The organism is Halobiforma nitratireducens JCM 10879, from assembly GCF_000337895.1.
In the GTDB taxonomy this organism is placed as follows: domain Archaea; phylum Halobacteriota; class Halobacteria; order Halobacteriales; family Natrialbaceae; genus Natronobacterium; species Natronobacterium nitratireducens.
Genome location: NZ_AOMA01000182.1, coordinates 1 through 17,957 on the forward strand (window position 1 = coordinate 1; position 17,957 = coordinate 17,957).

17 protein-coding genes and 1 pseudogene are annotated in these 17,957 nt (G+C 63.0%); 12 read left to right on the plus strand and 6 right to left on the minus strand.

All coding sequences use genetic code 11. The features are described 5' to 3' along the window. The first annotated feature begins 180 nt into the window (after positions 1-180). The 7 genes from C446_RS16360 (at position 181) to C446_RS16390 (ending at position 8,925) form a co-directional block, all read left to right on the plus strand. A complete protein-coding gene (locus C446_RS16360; protein ID WP_049920308.1) occupies positions 181-522 on the plus strand; it encodes a HalOD1 output domain-containing protein in 342 nt (113 codons plus the stop codon). Between the two features lie 207 nt (positions 523-729). After that, the gene (grpE, locus tag C446_RS16365; protein WP_006674239.1) at positions 730-2,019 is read left to right on the plus strand and encodes a nucleotide exchange factor GrpE; all 1,290 of its coding nucleotides are present in this window, start codon (positions 730-732) and stop codon (positions 2,017-2,019) included. A gap of 293 nt (positions 2,020-2,312) precedes the next feature. After that, on the plus strand, positions 2,313-4,238 hold the full coding sequence (dnaK, locus tag C446_RS16370) for a molecular chaperone DnaK (RefSeq protein ID WP_006674240.1): 1,926 nt from the start codon (positions 2,313-2,315) through the stop codon (positions 4,236-4,238). A gap of 683 nt (positions 4,239-4,921) precedes the next feature. Beyond that, positions 4,922-5,932 carry a glycerophosphodiester phosphodiesterase gene (locus tag C446_RS16375; protein WP_239639527.1) on the plus strand — a complete coding sequence of 337 codons (1,011 nt, stop codon included), beginning with the start codon at positions 4,922-4,924 and terminating at the stop codon, positions 5,930-5,932. A gap of 151 nt (positions 5,933-6,083) precedes the next feature. Then, positions 6,084-7,247: a molecular chaperone DnaJ gene (dnaJ, locus tag C446_RS16380; protein ID WP_006674242.1), complete on the plus strand. Its 1,164-nt coding sequence runs from the start codon at positions 6,084-6,086 to the stop codon at positions 7,245-7,247. A 198-nt stretch (positions 7,248-7,445) separates the two neighbouring features. Then, complete coding sequence (locus tag C446_RS16385; RefSeq protein ID WP_049920309.1) at positions 7,446-8,039, plus strand: DJ-1/PfpI family protein; 594 nt, start codon at positions 7,446-7,448, stop codon at positions 8,037-8,039. Between the two features lie 85 nt (positions 8,040-8,124). Further along, positions 8,125-8,925 carry a hypothetical protein gene (locus C446_RS16390; RefSeq protein ID WP_006674244.1) on the plus strand — a complete coding sequence of 267 codons (801 nt, stop codon included), beginning with the start codon at positions 8,125-8,127 and terminating at the stop codon, positions 8,923-8,925. On the opposite strand, the gene C446_RS16395 is transcribed toward C446_RS16390, so the two are convergent. Next, positions 8,926-10,581 carry an FAD-dependent oxidoreductase gene (locus tag C446_RS16395; protein ID WP_006674245.1) on the minus strand — a complete coding sequence of 552 codons (1,656 nt, stop codon included), beginning with the start codon at positions 10,579-10,581 and terminating at the stop codon, positions 8,926-8,928. Positions 10,582-10,594: 13 nt separating this feature from the next. On the opposite strand from C446_RS16395, the gene C446_RS16400 reads away from it, so the two are divergent. After that, positions 10,595-10,828: an alpha/beta fold hydrolase gene (locus C446_RS16400; protein WP_152419465.1), complete on the plus strand. Its 234-nt coding sequence runs from the start codon at positions 10,595-10,597 to the stop codon at positions 10,826-10,828. An 89-nt stretch (positions 10,829-10,917) separates the two neighbouring features. Continuing rightward, on the plus strand, positions 10,918-11,226 hold the full coding sequence (locus C446_RS16405) for a ubiquitin-like small modifier protein 1 (protein ID WP_006674247.1): 309 nt from the start codon (positions 10,918-10,920) through the stop codon (positions 11,224-11,226). A 14-nt stretch (positions 11,227-11,240) separates the two neighbouring features. Here the strand turns inward: C446_RS16405 and C446_RS16410 are convergent, their stop codons facing one another. From C446_RS16410 to C446_RS18930, 4 genes and pseudogenes are all read right to left on the minus strand, one after another. Then, the gene (locus C446_RS16410) at positions 11,241-12,914 is read right to left on the minus strand and encodes an aldehyde ferredoxin oxidoreductase family protein (RefSeq protein ID WP_006674248.1); all 1,674 of its coding nucleotides are present in this window, start codon (positions 12,912-12,914) and stop codon (positions 11,241-11,243) included. A gap of 232 nt (positions 12,915-13,146) precedes the next feature. Continuing rightward, positions 13,147-13,365 (minus strand): annotated as a pseudogene (locus C446_RS20495) (acyl-CoA thioester hydrolase/BAAT C-terminal domain-containing protein); the annotation flags it as partial. A 15-nt stretch (positions 13,366-13,380) separates the two neighbouring features. Continuing rightward, positions 13,381-13,506, minus strand: a complete 126-nt coding sequence (locus C446_RS20325) for a hypothetical protein (RefSeq protein ID WP_275039922.1) — start codon at positions 13,504-13,506, stop codon at positions 13,381-13,383. 41 nt (positions 13,507-13,547) lie between these two features. After that, positions 13,548-14,090 carry a hypothetical protein gene (locus tag C446_RS18930; protein WP_152419466.1) on the minus strand — a complete coding sequence of 181 codons (543 nt, stop codon included), beginning with the start codon at positions 14,088-14,090 and terminating at the stop codon, positions 13,548-13,550. Positions 14,091-14,537: 447 nt separating this feature from the next. Between C446_RS18930 and C446_RS16415 the strand changes: the two genes are divergently transcribed. The 3 genes from C446_RS16415 (at position 14,538) to C446_RS16425 (ending at position 15,824) form a co-directional block, all read left to right on the plus strand. Continuing rightward, a complete protein-coding gene (locus C446_RS16415; RefSeq protein ID WP_006674249.1) occupies positions 14,538-14,780 on the plus strand; it encodes a HalOD1 output domain-containing protein in 243 nt (80 codons plus the stop codon). A 196-nt stretch (positions 14,781-14,976) separates the two neighbouring features. Beyond that, positions 14,977-15,159 carry a hypothetical protein gene (locus C446_RS16420; protein ID WP_006674250.1) on the plus strand — a complete coding sequence of 61 codons (183 nt, stop codon included), beginning with the start codon at positions 14,977-14,979 and terminating at the stop codon, positions 15,157-15,159. Beyond that, positions 15,159-15,824, plus strand: coding sequence for a class I SAM-dependent methyltransferase (locus tag C446_RS16425; RefSeq protein WP_006674251.1), 666 nt, complete (start codon positions 15,159-15,161; stop codon positions 15,822-15,824). Before C446_RS16420 ends, C446_RS16425 begins: the two co-directional genes overlap by 1 nt. A 90-nt stretch (positions 15,825-15,914) precedes the next feature. On the opposite strand, the gene C446_RS16430 is transcribed toward C446_RS16425, so the two are convergent. Continuing rightward, complete coding sequence (locus C446_RS16430; RefSeq protein WP_006674252.1) at positions 15,915-17,864, minus strand: S9 family peptidase; 1,950 nt, start codon at positions 17,862-17,864, stop codon at positions 15,915-15,917. Positions 17,865-17,957: the final 93 nt, after the last annotated feature.

Below are 17,957 nucleotides of genomic sequence, written 5' to 3' on the forward strand. Positions count from 1 at the left end.
CTGACGTTGTGCGGGTGACAGCGACTCGAACTCGTCGAATACACGCGTGCACGACAAGAAGTCCGTAATCGGCATCATCCGTGTTCGCTACCGCCTACGTCACGATCCTACTTCAACGTTCAAAGCTGAGTGACTAGTCAGCGTCGTCTCTTACCCCGCGGGCTCGCGTAGAGCCAGTCGATGAGCGACAACCTAACGCAGTCCGATTCCGATTCCGATAGCAGCACACTCTGGCCGTCTGAACCCGGGGACGACGCAGGAATGGAAATCGCCCACGCGCAGTTCGAGCCGACAGCCGACGCGGTCGTCGTTTCCATCGTCGAAACTGTCGCCGCGGTCACCGACCGAGACAGCCTCGAGATGCCGCCACTGTTCGAGAGCGTCGACACGGAAGCCCTGGAAGTCATCGTCGCCTCCGCACGTGACCGGGAACGTCTCCTCGAGGTAACGTTCGTCTACCAGGAGTGTCTGGTGACTGTCTCGAGCGGTGGCGATGTCGTAGTCGAAGTACCGGAACAGTAACCTGTCTCTCCCGGCCGATCGCGCTCGACCAACTCCAGCAGTCGGCTCGGAAGCGCGGGGGCTGTGGATCGGATCGGATCGGAAACGCTGGGGACCGACCCGGCAGAAACTCAGGGGGGCTCGTCCAGATACCGACGACGACACACGTCTCCGGGGAGTCGGGCGACGACCTCAACCCTTTTATTACCGCTGTTCGTTGACCCGAACATGAGCGAAGACGAGGGCACGAACCCTTCGGCCCAGGGTGTCCCGTCCGAGGAGGAGTCCGACGACGGCGAGACGAGCGCCGACGAGCGGGAGTCGGAACCGGAACGTACCCAGAAGCGAGCACCGAAGACAGAACGACAGTCGTCGGCAGACGGCGACGGTGACGACGACCCGACGAACGGCGACCACGGCGCGGAAGCGGCCGACGCGGACAGTCGCGACGACAGTGACGCTGACGACACTGTGTCGACCACGGAGACGGACTCCGCACACGAATCGGCCGCCGACCGCGAGGACGCCGATGACGGCGACGAGCACACGCCCGAGACGAGTGCCGACGTACAGCGCATGCTCGACCGCGTCACCGAATACGACGACGAACTCGCCCGCAAGGTCAACTCGATCGTCGAACAGGCTCGCGACCTCTCGGGTACCGTTTCCCACCAGCGCGAGGAACTCGAGGACCTCTCCGAACGGGTCGAATCACAGGCCGAGACGATCGAGGAGCTCCAGACCGAACTCGAGGCCCGCGAAGAAGCCATCGAGGAACGCGACGAGCGACTCGAGGAGTACGACGAGCAACTCGAAGACCTCAAGGGCCGCCTCAAGCGCAAGCAGGCGGACTTCCAGAACTACAAGAAACGGGCCAAGAAGCGCCAACAACAGATCAAAGACCGCGCGACCGAGGACCTGGTAGAGCGACTCGTCGACGTTCGGGACAACCTCAAACGTGCCCTGGAGGAGGACAGCGGCGACGCCGAGGGCCTGCGTGATGGTGTCGAGATGACCCTCCGGGAGTTCGATCGCATCCTCGAGGACGAGAACGTCACCGAGGTCGATCCCGAGCCGGGCGACGAGGTCGATCCGCAGCGCCACGAAGTGATGATGAACGTCGACAGCGAGGAACCGGAGGGAACGATCGCCGACGTCTACACGCCGGGTTACGAGATGGGCGACAAGGTCATCCAGAACGCGCAGGTGACCGTATCGAACGGCGAACTCGCGAGCTCGACAGAGGACGAGAGTGAGGGCGGGAGCGGGGGCGAGAGCAAACCCGAATCTGAACCCGAGTCGGAGGCCGACGACGCCAGCGACGACTCGTCGGGAGAAACGGGCGGCGACGGGAACGAGGCCGGTTCAGAGATCGAAGCCGAATCCGGCACGAACGACGCCGGCGACGAGGCCGACGCCGACGAGAGCGAAACGGAGGGCGAAGCGATCGAACTCGGCGGCGAAGTCGCCGACGAGGCCGACGAAGCCGACGAAGCCGACGAAGCCGACGAAGCGTAGCTTCGTTCACTGCTCGCCGATCGGCCGGCGCTCGTGTTCGCTTGGTCGTTTTCGCTATTCGTTCGCCGGACTCGATTCGATCACTCGAAACGCTCACAGCGTATACACTGTCGGCTTTGTTCCGTTTTGATCCCCTGTACTCTCTGTTCCCCACTCGCCCTCGAGTCCGGAGACCGGCCCGGGAGAGACGACGGACGTTCGTCCCCGGTCGCTTCTCTCCGGGGACGAATTTTATTCGGGACCTGACTCGAGCTAGTAACGTTTAAACCAAAGTGCGCACAATCCACTCCATAATGGCGAGCAACAAGATTCTCGGTATCGACCTCGGGACGACGAACAGCGCGTTCGCGGTGATGGAAGGCGGCGATCCGGAGATCATCGCAAACGCCGAAGGCGAACGGACGACGCCCTCCGTCGTTGCCTTCACCGAAGACGGCGAGCGACTCGTCGGGAAACCGGCGAAAAACCAGGCCGTCCAGAACCCCGAGCGCACCATTCAGTCGATCAAGCGCCACATGGGTGAAGACGACTACACCGTCGAGATCGACGACGAGGAGTATACGCCCCAGGAAATCTCGGCGATGATCCTCCAGAAGATCAAACGGGACGCCGAGGAGTACCTCGGTGACGAGGTCGAGAAGGCCGTCATCACGGTTCCGGCGTACTTCTCGGACCGCCAGCGCCAGGCCACCAAAGACGCCGGGGAGATCGCCGGCTTCGAGGTCGAGCGCATCGTCAACGAACCGACGGCCGCGTCGATGGCCTACGGTCTCGACGACGAGTCCGACCAGACCGTCCTCGTCTACGACCTCGGGGGTGGCACGTTCGACGTCTCCATCCTCGATCTGGGCGGCGGCGTCTACGAGGTCGTTGCCACCAACGGTGACAACGACCTCGGTGGCGACGACTGGGACGAGGCGATCATCGACTGGCTCGCCGACGAGTTCGAGTCCGAGCACGGGATCGACCTCCGCGAGGATCGGCAGGCACTGCAGCGCCTGAAAGACGCGGCCGAAGAGGCCAAGATCGAACTCTCCTCGCGCAAGGAGACCGAGATCAACCTCCCGTTCATTACGGCGACGGACGACGGCCCCATCCACTTAGAAGAGAGCCTCACCCGCGCGAAGTTCGAGTCCCTGACCGAGGACCTCATCGAGCGAACCGTCGAGCCGACCGAGCAGGCACTCGAGGACGCCGGCTACGACAAAGACGGCATCGACGAAGTACTGCTGGTCGGTGGCTCGACTCGAATGCCACAGGTCGAGGAGAAGGTTCAGGAACTCACCGGCAAGGAACCGCAAAAGAACGTCAACCCCGACGAGGCCGTCGGGCTGGGCGCGGCGATCCAGGGTGGCGTTCTCGGTGGCGAGGTCGACGACATCGTTCTGCTCGACGTGACGCCCCTGTCGCTGGGTATCGAAGTCAAAGGCGGCCTCTTCGAGCGCCTGATCGAGAAGAACACGACCATCCCGACCGAGGAGTCGAAAATCTTCACCACCGCGGCGGACAACCAGACGACCGTCCAGGTACGGGTCTTCCAGGGTGAACGTGAGATTGCCGAGGAGAACGAACTGCTCGGCGAGTTCCACCTGACCGGTATCCCGCCGGCACCCGCCGGAACGCCCCAGATCGAGGTCACGTTCTCGATCGACGAGAACGGAATCGTCAACGTCTCCGCCGAGGACAAAGGCTCCGGCGAGAGCGAGGAGATCACGATCGAGGGTGGCGCTGGCCTCTCCGACGACGAGATCGAGCGCATGCAGCAAGAGGCCGAAGAACACGCCGAAGAAGACCAGAAGCGCCGCGAACGAATCGAGGCGCGTAACACGGCCGAGGCGACGATCCAGCGCGCCGAGAAACTTCTGGAGGAGAACGACGAACAGGTCGACGACGAGCTGCGCGAGTCGATCGAGGCGGCCGTCGACGACGTAGAGGAGACGATCGACGACGACGAGGCCGACGCCGAAGACATCGAAGCCGCGACCGAAGACCTGAGCCAGGAACTACAGGAGATCGGTAAACAGGTCTACCAGCAGGCCGAGGGCGCAGCGGGTGCCGGCGGCGCAGCAGGTGCCGGCCCCGGCGGTATGGGTGGTATGGGCGGCGGCCCGAACCCCGGTCCAGGAGCCGGTGCTGGTGCTGCAGGCACCGACGACGACGAGGAGTTCGTCGACGCCGACTTCGAGGACGTCGACTTCGAGGAAGACGACGAGGAGTAACCCGCCGATCCCGTCGTAGTTCGGCGTCGTACTCGACGACCTCGTCGAGTTAGTCGGACAGTCACTCGGGCTCCACGCTTTTGCAGTCACCTCGTGGATATCGTCTCTCGCTCTCGAGGGCGATTACACGACGTCCGTCTCTACCGGATTTACGACGAGTCGTTGCTCAGGGGGCGCACGATCGGTTCGCTCCGCCGGTCTCGTTCCGGCTGACCGAGCGGCTGTTCCCGTGTGTCAGGTGCGTCCCGCAGGTCTTGACCGGGCACGTCGCTTCTCGTATTTTCGTCGCTGGTGGCTGAGCCCGTTGTCCGCCAGATCGTGTCCGTACTGGTAACCGTCCGAGTTCCCTGGGGAGTGCAGCCGGTTTCCCATCCACTGTCGGTATCCGACTCTTTCACCCTATATGACAAGAGTGTGGACACAGACAAGAAGTATAAAAATGATGCCATTTGTGCGAACTTTCGATCATCCACTGGTAGATTCAAGCCGATATTATTGTATCTGTATATGAGGGGGTATTATTCGCCGTTGAGTCATCTCCCGTTGACACAGTTCAGTTATTCCAATTTTGTTCCCGTGTTACTAACCCACCAATCTATAAATTAAAAAGATATATACGTATCAAGTATAAATTCCGTACCGGGATGGAAAACACATCGAGTATGCTCAATCGTCGACGATTCGTGGCGGGAACAGGTGCGGTAGCTGCTGGTAGTGCACTTGCCGGATGTACGGAGTCGGAGGAAAACTCCGACGATCCGACCGACGACGACACGACAGACGACGGTGGTACCGAAGAACCGACCGACGACTCCGACGAAGAATCGGAGTACGAAAGTCGGGCCACAATTATGGCACACCGTGGGTTCGCCGGTATCTACCCCGAAAACACGATCGGTGCCTTCGAAGAGGCTCTCAAGGGCAAGCCCGACGACAGTGCGGACCGGCGCAGCGCGGATTGGATCGAACTGGACGTGCACCCGACCGCCGACGGCGACATCGCAGTGTTCCACGACCGTGACCTGGGTGAAACGACCGATACCGACGGCCAGGTCTACGATCTACCCTCGGAAGAGGTCTTCTCGGCGGAAGTCCTCGGGAGCGGTGAGACGGTCCCCTCCCTCGAAGAGTCGATGGAAGCGATTCCGGCCGATGTTGGTGTGAATATCGACATCAAGGTCGGTGCCGAGGAACTCAACTGGGCGTGGGGTGCGACGGACCCGCAACACTACGACCGCGACGACCCACACGATTACGATCACCCGGAAGAAGAACTCGAGCACTGGGAGTGGCTGCAGACGGTAGTCGATATCGCCGACGACTACGACAACGAGATCCTGCTGTCGACGTTCTGGGAGGGGACGCTTTGGGCCCTCGAAAACGAGATCGACCACGACTACCCCGTCGCCTTTCTCATGTGGTACTCCATTCAGGAGGGTCTCGACATGGCCGAGAAGTACGATCTAGCTGCCCTCAACCCGCCGATGGGGATGATCAAGGACACGACGATGTTCGATGAGGAGATGTACGACGGCGAAACTGACATCGATATCGTCGCCGAAGCACACGACCGCGATCTCCCGGTCAACGTCTATACGGTCGACACCTGGCACGAGGCCGAACAACTCATCGACGCTGGCGTCGACGGGCTCTTCCCCGACTACAGTGGAATCTTCCGCTGGGGTGCCCGCTAATCCAGTCTCGGAGTTCCACTCGATGATCGACTGCTTGGAGGCTGTTCCGGACGGCGTTCCGTGACGTTTGCCGGCTCGACCGTTCGCTTTCGACGGGTCGATCATCGAACGTTCGTTTCAAGTGGCTCAACGGACTACCGATGGACAACGAATGAGCGAGGATTTCTACGACGTGCTCGGTGTGAGTTCCGACGCCTCCACCGACGAGATCAAACAGGCCTACCGGGAGAAGGCCACCGAATACCACCCGGACGTCAGCGACGACCCCGACGCCGAGGAGAAGTTCAAGAAGATACAGAAGGCCAAGAAGGTCCTGACCGACGAGGAGAAACGCCAGGCCTACGACCGGATGGGTCACGATCGCTACGAGCAGGCGGAAAAACACGGCTTCGACGCCAGCCAGGGCGGTGCTGGTGCCGGCGGGATGGGCGGCGACCCGTTCGGCGGCATGGGCGGTGGCGGGATGGGCGGCGGTCTCGGCGACATCTTCGAGCAGGTCTTCGGCGGCGGTGCCGGTCGCGGTCGTCGCCGCCAGCGCAAGGGACAGGACCTCCGGACCGAACTCGAGATCGACCTCGAGGAGGCCTTCGAGGGCGTCGAAAAGCAGTTCACGATCGAACGACCCGAGGCTTGCGACGCGTGCAACGGCGAGGGACATCCGCCGGACGCCGACTCGCGGACCTGTCCCGAGTGCCAGGGTCGCGGACAGAAGCGGCAGGTCCAGCAGACGCCGCTGGGCCGCGTCCAGCAGACTACTACCTGTCGACGCTGCGAGGGTGAGGGGACGATTTACTCCGAAACCTGTGGCGACTGTCGCGGCGAGGGGTACGTCCGCAACGAGGCGACCCTGACCGTCGAAGTGCCGGCCGGCATCCAGGACGGCCAGACCTTGCGGATGGAGCGTGAGGGTGCGCCCAGTCCCGACGGCGGACCGAGCGGCGATCTGCTGATCGACGTCTCGATCCGCGAACACGCGGAGTTCGAACGCGAGGGCGACGATCTCCGTTACCGGCTCCCGATCTCGTTCCCGCAGGCGACGTTCGGCGACACCGTCGAAGTGCCGACGCTCGACGGCGCTGCCGAGTTCGAGATTCCCGCCGGAACCCAAAGCGGCGAGACGTTCCGTCTCGAGAGGAAGGGAATGCCCCGCCTGCGGGGCCGTGGCCAGGGTGATCTCTACGTGCAGGTCCAGGTCGTCACTCCCGAGAGCCTCAACGAAGAACAGCGCGAGGCGCTGGAGGCCTTCGCCGAGGCCGGCGGCGACGAGATCGACGTCAACGAAGGGTTCTTCGAGAAGATCAAGCGGGCGTTTTGAGCGCGTTCGGAGGCCACCTCGAGTCGGGCTGGTCCCAGTCTACGTCGTCTCCTCGCATCGTCGATCGGCTCAGTTCGGTTCGGCTCAGTTCCGTTTCGACCGCGTGTCTCGATCTCCCGTCTCCGCTCGTGAGCGGTGACTGTCACTGTTGTCCGGAATATCGTTTAAGATTCGCGTCGTGGAACACAGCGCGTGACGATGACACACAAAAAGATTCTGCTCCTCGTCGGCGATTTCGTCGAGGACTACGAAGTGATGGTCCCGTTCCAGGCACTCCAGATGGTCGGACACCACGTGGACGCGGTCTGTCCCGAGAAAGAGACCGGCGACATCTGTCCGACCGCGATCCACGACTTCGAGGGGGATCAGACCTACACTGAGAAGCCGGGACACGGTTTCGAACTGACCCACGACTTCGACGCGGTCGAACCGAGCGAGTACGACGCACTCGTCGTTCCCGGCGGGCGCGCGCCGGAGTATCTCCGGACGTACGACGAGGTACTCGAGACCGTTCGTCACTTCTTCGAGGAAGACAAACCAGTGGCAGCGCTGTGTCACGGGCTCCAGATCCTCACGGCCGCGGACGTGCTCGAGGGCCGGACCTGTACCGGGTATCCAGCACTCGAGGCCGACGTTCGATCCGCGGGAGCCGACTGGGAAGACGGCGTGACTCGCGACGGCACGTTGGTGACGGCCCAGGCCTGGCCCGACCATCCCGAGTGGCTCGCCGAGCTCCTCGACTGTCTCGGGACGGACGTCGATCACGCCGAGCCAGCAGCGGCGGACGACTAGGGGAACCCACGCTACGACGGGCATTGACGATGGCCGTGCTGAACCGATCGGCGGGCTTTTTTCGACGCGGCACCCAGTGCGGGGTATGACCGCCGCGACCGTCGACGAGTTACTGACGCGTGAACTTCGCGACGACCGCACGGCGCTGGTAGACGCGACGGGGAAACCGTTCGACTACCACTGGCTCTGTACCTCTTCCTGGAAAGCGGGGAACTTCCTTCGTCACGCCGGCGTTCGAAAGGGGGTCACCGTCGGCGTCGTCGGCGACGGCCCGCTGGCCCTGCTCGCGTTTTTCGGGACGACGCTGCTCGAGGGCCGTACGCGATTCGAGCCGCCGACGGAGCTGGCCGACGACGACCGCTTTCGGGCCCTCGTCGCGCCCGTCGACGACCTCGAGAGCGGCCGGTACGACCTCCCGGCGGGAGCCCAGCGCGTCGGCTACGGCGACAAGCCCGAGGAGCCCGACGTTCACAACTTCGAGGCCGGCATCTGGAGCGAGAACCCGGCCTTTCCGCCCCTCTCGATCGAGCCGGACACCGACCTCCTCACCGACGGCGATCGCACTCTCACCCACGACGAGGCCCTCGCGGCCGCACGTGACGTGATCGACGAATACGGACTCGAGACCGAGGATCGAGTCGTCGTTCACGAGCCCCTCTCCGATCCCTGGGCCGTCGTCGCTGGCGTGCTCGCACCACTGCTCGCCGAGGGTGTGATCGTCCTTGGAAGCGGGGCTGAGCCGGCCACCGGAGAAGCCGACGACGGGGACGACAGGGACGACAGACTCGACGGACACGACGGCCGTGGCGCGTACGCCGTCTCGAACGCGCCCGACGTTCCGGAGCCGAACCGTATCGCCCCCGATGGCCTCTCGTCGAGACGGTAGCTACAGTTCCCGGTATAGCAGTCCCTCGAGCGCCGGTCCCGATAGCACGTCTCCCTCGTGAGTGAACCGCGAGCCGTGACACGGACAGTCCCAGGTCCGTTCGGCGTCGTTCCAGCGGACGAGACAGTCCATGTGCGGACAGATCGCCGAGACGGCGTGTACCGTTCCACCGCCGTCGCGATAGATGCCCATCGGCCGTCCGGCACGGCGGACGACTTCGGCCTCGTCTCGGCCGAGGTCGGGGATGTCCGTCTCGAGCGAGGCGAGCAGCGACTTGATCCGATCGCCGACGAAGTTCCCGCCGACGGTCGCGTTCTCCTCGACGAACGTCTTCGCGGCGTCCGCCGTTGGAAGCCGCTGTGGGTCGAAGACGTCGGCCCACGGGCTCGAGCCCTCGATGATCAGGTCCGCGAGGATCATTCCGGCAGCGGTGCCGCCAGTCATTCCCCACCCCTTGAACCCAGTGCCGACGTAGACGCGGTCGCTGACGGGATCGATGGGACCGACGAATGGCACCGAATCCACCGGCGTGTAATCCATCGTCGACCAGCGGTACTCGACTGACTCGACGTCGAACCGCTCGCGAGCGAACGCCTCGCAGCGGCGGTATCGTTCGGACGTTGGAGGGCCGTCGAGTCCCGGCTTGTGGCTCTGGCCCCCAACGACGAGGAGTACCTCCGTTCCGCCGTCTTCGTTCTCACCTGCGCTTTCTCTTTTCCAGCCGTTTCCAACCGGTTGCGTCCGAATCGTCGCCGAGGGCGATGCGGTACTGTAGTGCATTCCGTCTGGTGGGTCCCCGTCGATCCGGACCGCGAGTAGGTAGGCACGCTTGGGGTGCATTCGCGAGAAGTAGCCGGCCCGGTCGAAAAACGGGAAATGTGTGGCGACGACGACATCGTCGGCGACGACCTCACCACGGTTCGTCTCGACGCGACAGGGTGCCCCCGGATCGATGTCGAGCGCGCGGGTCTTCTCGAAGACGTGGCTGCCGTCACCGTCGACCTGTTCGGCGATCGAAAGCAAGTACTTTCGCGGATGGAACGCCGCCTGTTCGTCGAACCGGACCGCGCCCGGAACGTCGTACGGCAACGGCGTTTCCTCGACGTACGAGGCCGGCAGCCCGAGCCCGCGGGCCGCATCGACCTCGTCGCGAACGTCCTCGAGGTCGTCGCTCGCGGCCGCGTACGTGTACGCAGCCGTTCGCCGGAAATCACAGTCGATCCCGTGCTCGTCGATCCGCCGCTCGACCTCGTCGATCGCGGCCTCGTTGGCGTCTGCGTACTGCTGTGCCCGCTGGTCGTCGAACCGCGAGCAAAGCGAGTCGTAGAACAAGCCGTGCTGGGACGTGAGATTCGCCGTCGTGTGGCCGGTCGTGCTCTCGACGATGCGGTCCGACTCGAGCAGCGCCACGTCGCGACCGGCCTCTTTCAGTTCGATCGCTGTGGTGAGGCCAGTGATGCCACCGCCGACGACGGCCACATCGACCTCGAGACCGCCCTCGAACGGCTCGTACTCGGTCGTCGGCGTCGTCGCCAGCCAGAGGGATTCGGGCTGGGGGGTGTCACGACCGGGACCGGGGTCGTGATCGGGGTCGGGATCGGGATCGAAATCGGAACCGGAACCGGAACCGGAACCGGATTCGGGAGCGTCTGACATGAACGAACGGCTGGTGACTACTACGCTCGGCGGCAAAAGACGGGGACCTGCAGGCTCGGCTCCGGGCCAGCGACCGGAAGAGCCTGCATCTTCGAGCCGGCCGACGCTCGTCTTCGGCGGGGAGCGCGATCCGTACTTCACCGCGGAAATCGCCCGTGAGACGGCGGCACGGCTCACCGAAAGCGAACTCGAGTCGCCCACGGAACCGGCGTCCGGCCCGTTCCTCGAGGGCGATGGGGGTCGATAACGATAGCGGCGAAAGCGGCCGTCTGCTGGGCACTCGAGGGCGTCGAGAGCTGGACCGACGCTCTCGAACCGTCGGCTACAAGACCGTTCGTGTCGAACCGTCGGCCGACCGTGCAACTCGAGTGTCTCTTCTTCGGACCGTTCCGGGACGCCGTCGGCGACAAAACCGTCTCCTACGAAATCGACGCCGACTCGGTTACGGCCGGCGACCTCCTCGCAGAGCTCGAGGCGACGTACCCCGCTCTCGAGGGCGAACTCCTCGACGAAAGCGGTGACGGGCTGGCGGGCGATACGGTCGTCACCGTCGACGAACGGAACGTCGGTCACCTCGAGGGGCTCGAAACGGAACTCGACGAGGAGTCCGTGGTGCGGATGATTCCGTCGGTGTACGGCGGCTGAAACGGTCCGCGGGATCAGTCGTCCGCCGGAGTCGCCTCGAGTCTCGGTTCCTCGGGGACGGTCCCGTCGTCGTTCCAGCCACGCGCCTCGTAGTACTCCGTGAGTGCCTCGTCGAGATCGGGAATCTCGTACGGAAGCCGATCGTCGGCCTCGTCGAAGCCACGCTGGTTGTTGAAGTGTCGCTCGAGTTCGACCGTCTTCGCGCCGACCGCGAGCAGGTCGTCGTAGTCGGCTGAAAAGAGCGTCTCGAGGCGCTCCTCGGTGACGTAGTCGCCACCGAACGAACAGACTACGCCGGTGTCACGGAACGCGTTGTGGTTTTCCTGTTCGACGAGCGTCTCAGCCTTGCCAAGCGTCCCCTGTGGGTCGAGTTCGCCGCTGTACTCCAGAGAGAGCATCCCGCCGTACATGTGGTCAGCACCGCGGTTCGCGACGGCATAGGAGAGGCCCTGGCCGTGGAGGGCCCGCCCGTCGTGGGCGGCGAACTCCATGCCCTTGACCGTCAAATTGTCGACGCCGAGCTCGTCGTGACAGCGGTCGACGCCCTCGGCGAGGAGGTCGCCGATCCCCTCGCGGTAAGCGATCTTTTCGGTGATTTCGTGGGCGAGGTCGGCGTTCCCGAACTCCTCTTCGCTGTCGAGATAGGCCGCCACCGTGACCCCTGCGGAGATGGTGTCCATGCCGAGAGTGTCACAGAGTTCGTTGCTTTTCATCACGTCGACGATGTCGTCGACCCCCTGCATCGAACCAAACGAGTAGACGGTCTCGAACTCGGGGCCTTCCGTCTCGATGCCCGTCTCTTCGTCTCTGGTCGGCAGTTTGCAGGCGTAGGCACAGGCCGAACAGGCCCCCTTCTTGTACTTCTTCGCTTCGACGGCGTCGCCGCCGATGTTCTCGGCGTGCTCGAACTCGTCGTCCCGGAAGTACCGCGTCGGCAGGGAGAAGTTGTCGTTGATAAACTCCGTGCCGCCGGTGGTCCCCTGCCGTCGCATCCGGTCGTCCGAGGTGGCCGCCTCCCGGTGGATGTCGGACTCCGGTGGGTCCGGAATCTCGACCTCGAGTTCGGGCGCGGCATCGCCCTCGAACGTGACACACTTGACGTTTTTCGCCCCCAGGATCGCACCGAGTCCGCCGCGACCGAACGCCCGCGAGTCGAAAGTCATCACGGACGCGAACCGAACCAGGTTCTCGCCTGCCGGGCCGATCGCGATGCAGTTCTCGGGACCGAGGTCGTGCTCGTCTTCCACGTAGTCGGACACTTCCGGTACCGTCGCCTCCTCGAGTTCGGGGACCGCCTCGAACTCGACGCCCGAGTCGGTGACGTGGACGGCGAGCAGTTCGTCGCTCTCGCCGACGACCTCGAGGACGCTGATACCTGTCTCGACGAAGTTCCGCGAGAGGTAGCCACCGGCGTTGGTCGAGGCCAAGCCGTCGGTTAGCGGCGAGAGGCCGGTCATGTTCATCCGACCGGTAAACGACATCTGGGACTGCTGGAGCGGTCCCGTCGAGAGGTAGGCCCGGTTTTCGGGACCGAAGGGATCGGCGTCGAACGGGATCCGCTCGTGGGCGAGCGCCGTCGCGAGGGCTCGCCCTCCGACGTAGCGCTCGAGCAGCTCGTCGATCTCGGTTTCGGTCGCCGTCCGCTCACCGACGTCGACGGTGAGCAACGGCCCAGTGGCGTGGAGCATACTGGTTCGATGGAACGTGGGGTCCCTTAACAGTAGTTGGTACAGCACGCTCGGTCTCCGGTTCCCACGTCGAGCTGTCATCGAACGGTTCGCACAGTCTCCTTTTGACTGCCGGACGGACGATAACTGCAAGACGAGCAGGTGGTGCAGAGACGATCAGTATCTCCGATCGCTATCACAAACTACCTGCTAAACGTAACGCATCGGGCGCGACAGATACGAAGCGGACACCTCACGTCCGGAGCGACTCGAGCGTCTCGAGAACGCGCGGCCAGTGGTTGCTGTCCGCCCTGGCGTCGCCGTCCGCCGTACCGCCCACGACGAACTGTCGCGACTGCTCGCGGTTGGACGTCGACAGAGACGGTGTACTGATAGCATGCCCTGCGTCCGGATATACCAGGTGCTCGTAGTCACAGTCGTGGTGATCGAGTCGCTCGGCAGCGATCTCGTGGAGTTTCGCGGAGTCCTATATCCGATCCGCGCCGCCCGAGAGCAGGAACACCGGACCTGCAATCGACTCGACGGGAGTCGTCGCTGCGGCGGTCGTCTCGTTGTCAGCGTGCTGATTCGATTCGTGATCGACGACGCTCAACTATCAGCGAATAAAACCGCAACGGAGTACGAGGCGCGAATCTATGATTCGAAAAATGAACTGTCTTCCCAATGCGTGAGTCCAGCAGAATCTGGCGGTTCCCCTCCGTGAGGAACGCGAAGCAGCCGAGCATATATCTCTGAGTCGTCAGTATCTCCCGAGCGAGCAATACACGAATATACATGAAAGGTCTCATCACTGCGGCCTTCTCCTTGTTCTATTCGATACTCTCGCTCCACGCCGTGAATTAACGGCTCACTGGATTCACGCGATGAAATAACCTGTAGTGCAAGAACAACACTTTCCGAGAAATCGGTCTCTTCGATCCACTGTCTATCTTCGCTGTTCAACACATCATCGTCTGTATAGGTGTCAATATCGTCAGTTTCAGTAATCAAATATATTCCGCGAGACTCATTATGGAATTTGTCGAGATTGTATTCTACATAGGATAATTCATCCTCTAAGTCTATCTCTACGGCTTCGTTATCGGGACAGCCACCTTCATCATTGTTCGAGAGATAACCTACCCCAACGAGACAAAAGCCAGTGACAGTAGACGAAAGAACGGTTCGGCGCTTCATGACAATACATTAGGCGACAATTCGGGAATAACTTATGGACAGAATATCCTTCTGAATTTACTTCCGCATTTAGTGATTTGTCATATAGATGAAGTTCAGCTCCAATAACTATTGAGGCTAAAATTAGTAGCCCAAACGTGCTTTGAGTGGGATAATCTACTGATATTTTGGACCATTGATCATATTCAAGTTAGACATTCTTCGCACCCCATAACATAACGCTCTCATCCATAGCAGAACCCCCGGCTTCAGATTGGCCCCACTGATGACGCCTTGTGAGATAGTGGAGGGTTGGCTAACGTGCCGTGTTGAATACCGCCCTCTGAGCCGAGGCGAAGTACGCCGATTTGAGACCGCTGCCGTGAGCAGCGCATATGTCGGCTCATATGACGACGATCCACGACAACACCGCTATTCAACAGAGCACGGTAACTGAAGCCCCCACCCATGCACCCGACACTCGTCACGGCACTCGATCGAATCGCGGCGCATGAAGGCTACGACCCGACAGCTCTCCCACCGCTGTACGAGGCCGTCGATACAGAGGCACTGATCCCCCTCCTCGAGTCACCAGCCCCCGTCACCGTTCGGTTCGAGTACGCAGGCTCCGAGGTCGTGATCGGACCCGCTTCACGGGAAGTGACTGTTACCGTCCTCGATGAAAAGCGAGAGTCCAAACGAGATCAGTAACGGGACCAGTAAGCGGTCACAGGCCGGCCTCACCGGGTTCTCCGACCGGCCGCTGGGACGACCCACGATCTACAGCCGGGGCAGGTCAGTGTCTCGGTTGTCGGAACGAGACGTGCGCTACGACAGCCCCTCCCCTGGCTGCTACCGAACCAACTATCAGGCGCGTATAAGTACAATGCATCTGAACGGATAGCTGATGCCCTCGATCAACAGCCCTCGCGTGGCACCGTCGGTGCTGGTCGCCAACGTCGCCATCCCCACCTCCCTAATCGTTCTCGTGTTGCTTCTCGGTGGGTTGCTTACCGGTGGCATCGTCTTCCTCATCCTCATCCTCTTCCGGAGACGCTCCAGCCGATCCGGCGAGCGAACGGACCAGTAATGGAAAGACGGACTCACGATTCACAGGAGAGCAGAGCGTGGTACAACGCGCTCAGTCGGTACTACGACTCCTTCGTCGATCCCTTCCACAGTCGTCTCCGACGGCAGGGTATCGACCTCCTCGAGGTCGCCGCGGACGATCGCGTGCTCGATATCGGCTGTGGAACCGGCCGTGGACTGGCCACGCTGGGCAACGCCGTCGGCTCCGACGGCGGCGTCGTCGGTATCGACGTTGCAGAACGGATGTGCCGTCTCGCTCGAGAGCGCGGTGGCGTAGACGGGACAACCGCGGTCGTCTGTGGCGACGCGGTAGCGTTACCGTTCGATTCCGATAGTTTCGACGCCGTGCTCGTCAGTTTCACCCTCGAGCTGTTCGACGACGAGCACCGGGTGGCCGTCCTCGAGGAAGTCCGTCGGGTGCTTGCCCCAGCGGGGAGACTCTGTGTTATCGCGCCATCGGCAGCAGCGAACAGTCCCAGTTCGTTCCTCTACGGGCGGCTCAGCGAGGTCTTTCCGACGCTGGTCGATAGCCGGCCGCTCGAGGTGAGCACGACTCTCACTCGTGGCGGTTTCGAGGTTCTCCGGACTCGACTCGAGCGAGTGGTGGTCGTGCCGGTCGAACTCGTCTGTGCTCGTCACTGCCCGTCTCCGATCGATCGATCCTGAACCGCTGTTCGTCGCCACCCCAGACGACTGCGCTCCGGTCGCTGCGCGAGACTGGAAACCCGAGCCCGAAAACGGCGAAAAGCGCGACGATCAGTCGTCAGCGTCGGCCGCCGCGCTCTCCGTGCCGACTCTGCGCTCGAGGAAGTCGGACAGGAGCCGGAAGGTTCGGAGCTTCTGGTCCTGGTCGGTGGAGGCGTGGCCTTCCTCGCCGAGTTCCTCGTACTCGAAGTCGTTCCCTTCGCCGCCCTCGTAGCCCAGTTCCTCGAGTCGATCCCGGAACAGCCGTGCCTGGGAGACGGGGACGCGGCTGTCGTTGACGCCGTGGACCATCAGCAGCGGTACCGAGAGGTTCTCGGCGTAGGTGATCGGCGACCGCTCCTCGTAGAGGTCGGGGTTCTCCTCGGGCGTCCCGAGATACTTCTCCATGAGTTCGACGCGGTAGTGGGGCATCGTCGTCTCGTACATCTCCTCGAGGTCGGTCAGCCCGATCCAGGCGATGCCGGCGTCGTAGAGGTCGGGATACTGGACGAGTTGCCAGTACGCGGAGTAGCCGCCGTACGAGCCACCGAAGACGACGACGCGGTCCTCGTCGATCCAGTCGCGCGTCTCGAGGACGTGTTCGACTGCTGTGGCGACATCGCCCTGTTCGGCACCGCCCCAGTCCTCGATCAGCCGTTCGACGAACTCGCGACCGCGGCCGGTCGAGCCCCGGTAGTTGACCTTCAGCACCGAGAACCCCTGTGAGGCGAGTACCTGCGTATAGAGGTTAAACGCCTTGTCGTCGCGGGCTCGCGGTCCTCCGTGGGGGACGACGACGAGCGGCGACGGCCGCTCGCCAGAGTCGTACAGCAGACAGCCGATCTCGAGTTCGTCGGCGGGGTCGTGATCGACGGCCTCCGCGGACGTCTCGGGGACGCCGTCGGAGTCGACGGTGAAGTACTCGGCGTCGGCGAAGTCGTTCCGGTCGAAGGGACCGTACTCGGCCTCGAGCAGCGTCTCGTGGTCGTCGCTCTCGCGGGTCGCTTCGCTCCCCGCTCGACTATTCGAGGCGCGTGGCCCCTCGCTCTCGAGGTCGTACACCAGCAGTTCGGGTCGCTTCGTCGGCGCGGTGTGCTGGAGCAGCAGTCGATTCCCGTCGAGACAGACCTCGTTCGGGCCGATTCGACCGAACGTCGTCACGCCCTCGGGGAGGTCGAGCTCTCGGCTCTCGCCGCTCTCTATGTCGTACAGGATCGGAACGGAGACAGCGTCCCGGATTCGAAGCGCGAGGACGCGTTCGCCGTCCGGTAGAACCGTCACGGGCGACTCCTCGTACTCGCCGTCGCCGAGCCAGGTGACTGCGTCGTCCGAGAGGTCGTAGACCCCAACACGCCCGAGGTCCGGTGTGTTGTCGCTTACGAGTAATCGATCACCATCCGGTCCCCAGTCGACCGGCTCCGCTTCGGCACCGACCTCGCCGATCTCGAGGTTTTGGGGGTCGGAGCCGTCGGCGTTCGCGACGTAGACGTCGCGGTTGTCGAAGTCGTCGGTCTCGTTGGTCGCGTACGCGATCCGGTCACCCGACGGCGAGAGTGTAGAGGTCCACACCGCACGCTCGTAGTCGGTCACTTTCGTCGTCTCACCGCCCTCGAGGTCGTGCCGGAAGACGTTCATCTGGCCGTCCCGGTTCGAGCCCACGAGCAGAACGTCCTCGCCCACGTCTTGGACCGCGACCTGCCCCTCCATCTCGACGACGGACTCGACCTCGCCGTCTCGAGTGAGCGCGTAGACGTCGTTCTGTTCGTCGCCGCCCTCGTCGCGGTGGAAGTAGACGCGGTCGCCGTCCGCCCCCCAGTGGAGATGCCAGCGGGCGTTTCGGGGGACTTCGCCGTCGGACCACTGCTCGAGATCGCCCGTCTCGGCGTCCAGTACGTGGAGTTCGTTCCGGCCAGTGATATCGTAGTAGAGGGCGACCTCGTCCCCGTCCGGGGAGACGACGGGGTGGGCGACGGTCGGGAGGTTCGCGAGCTCCTCGAGTGGATCGTCGACTGTATCGACCATATCGTCGGCACTCACCCCATACTTGTAAACGTTCGAGAGCCGGCGAAGGGAGCCACCGTCGGTGAACTACCGACCCACTCGATAGCGGGGGTC

What these genes read in the sequence shown, in the direction of transcription:
- C446_RS16360 (WP_049920308.1), top strand. Translation starts at nt 181, where the DNA reads ATGAGCGACAACCTAACGCAGTCCGATTCCGATTCCGATAGCAGCACA.
- grpE (WP_006674239.1), top strand. Translation starts at nt 730, where the DNA reads ATGAGCGAAGACGAGGGCACGAACCCTTCGGCCCAGGGTGTCCCGTCC.
- dnaK (WP_006674240.1), top strand. Translation starts at nt 2,313, where the DNA reads ATGGCGAGCAACAAGATTCTCGGTATCGACCTCGGGACGACGAACAGC.
- dnaJ (WP_006674242.1), top strand. Translation starts at nt 6,084, where the DNA reads ATGAGCGAGGATTTCTACGACGTGCTCGGTGTGAGTTCCGACGCCTCC.
- C446_RS16385 (WP_049920309.1), top strand. Translation starts at nt 7,446, where the DNA reads ATGACACACAAAAAGATTCTGCTCCTCGTCGGCGATTTCGTCGAGGAC.
- C446_RS16390 (WP_006674244.1), top strand. Translation starts at nt 8,125, where the DNA reads ATGACCGCCGCGACCGTCGACGAGTTACTGACGCGTGAACTTCGCGAC.
- C446_RS16395 (WP_006674245.1), bottom strand. Translation starts at nt 10,581, where the DNA reads ATGTCAGACGCTCCCGAATCCGGTTCCGGTTCCGGTTCCGGTTCCGAT.
- C446_RS16410 (WP_006674248.1), bottom strand. Translation starts at nt 12,914, where the DNA reads ATGCTCCACGCCACTGGGCCGTTGCTCACCGTCGACGTCGGTGAGCGG.
- C446_RS18930 (WP_152419466.1), bottom strand. Translation starts at nt 14,090, where the DNA reads ATGAAGCGCCGAACCGTTCTTTCGTCTACTGTCACTGGCTTTTGTCTC.
- C446_RS16415 (WP_006674249.1), top strand. Translation starts at nt 14,538, where the DNA reads ATGCACCCGACACTCGTCACGGCACTCGATCGAATCGCGGCGCATGAA.
- C446_RS16420 (WP_006674250.1), top strand. Translation starts at nt 14,977, where the DNA reads ATGCCCTCGATCAACAGCCCTCGCGTGGCACCGTCGGTGCTGGTCGCC.
- C446_RS16425 (WP_006674251.1), top strand. Translation starts at nt 15,159, where the DNA reads ATGGAAAGACGGACTCACGATTCACAGGAGAGCAGAGCGTGGTACAAC.
- C446_RS16430 (WP_006674252.1), bottom strand. Translation starts at nt 17,864, where the DNA reads ATGGTCGATACAGTCGACGATCCACTCGAGGAGCTCGCGAACCTCCCG.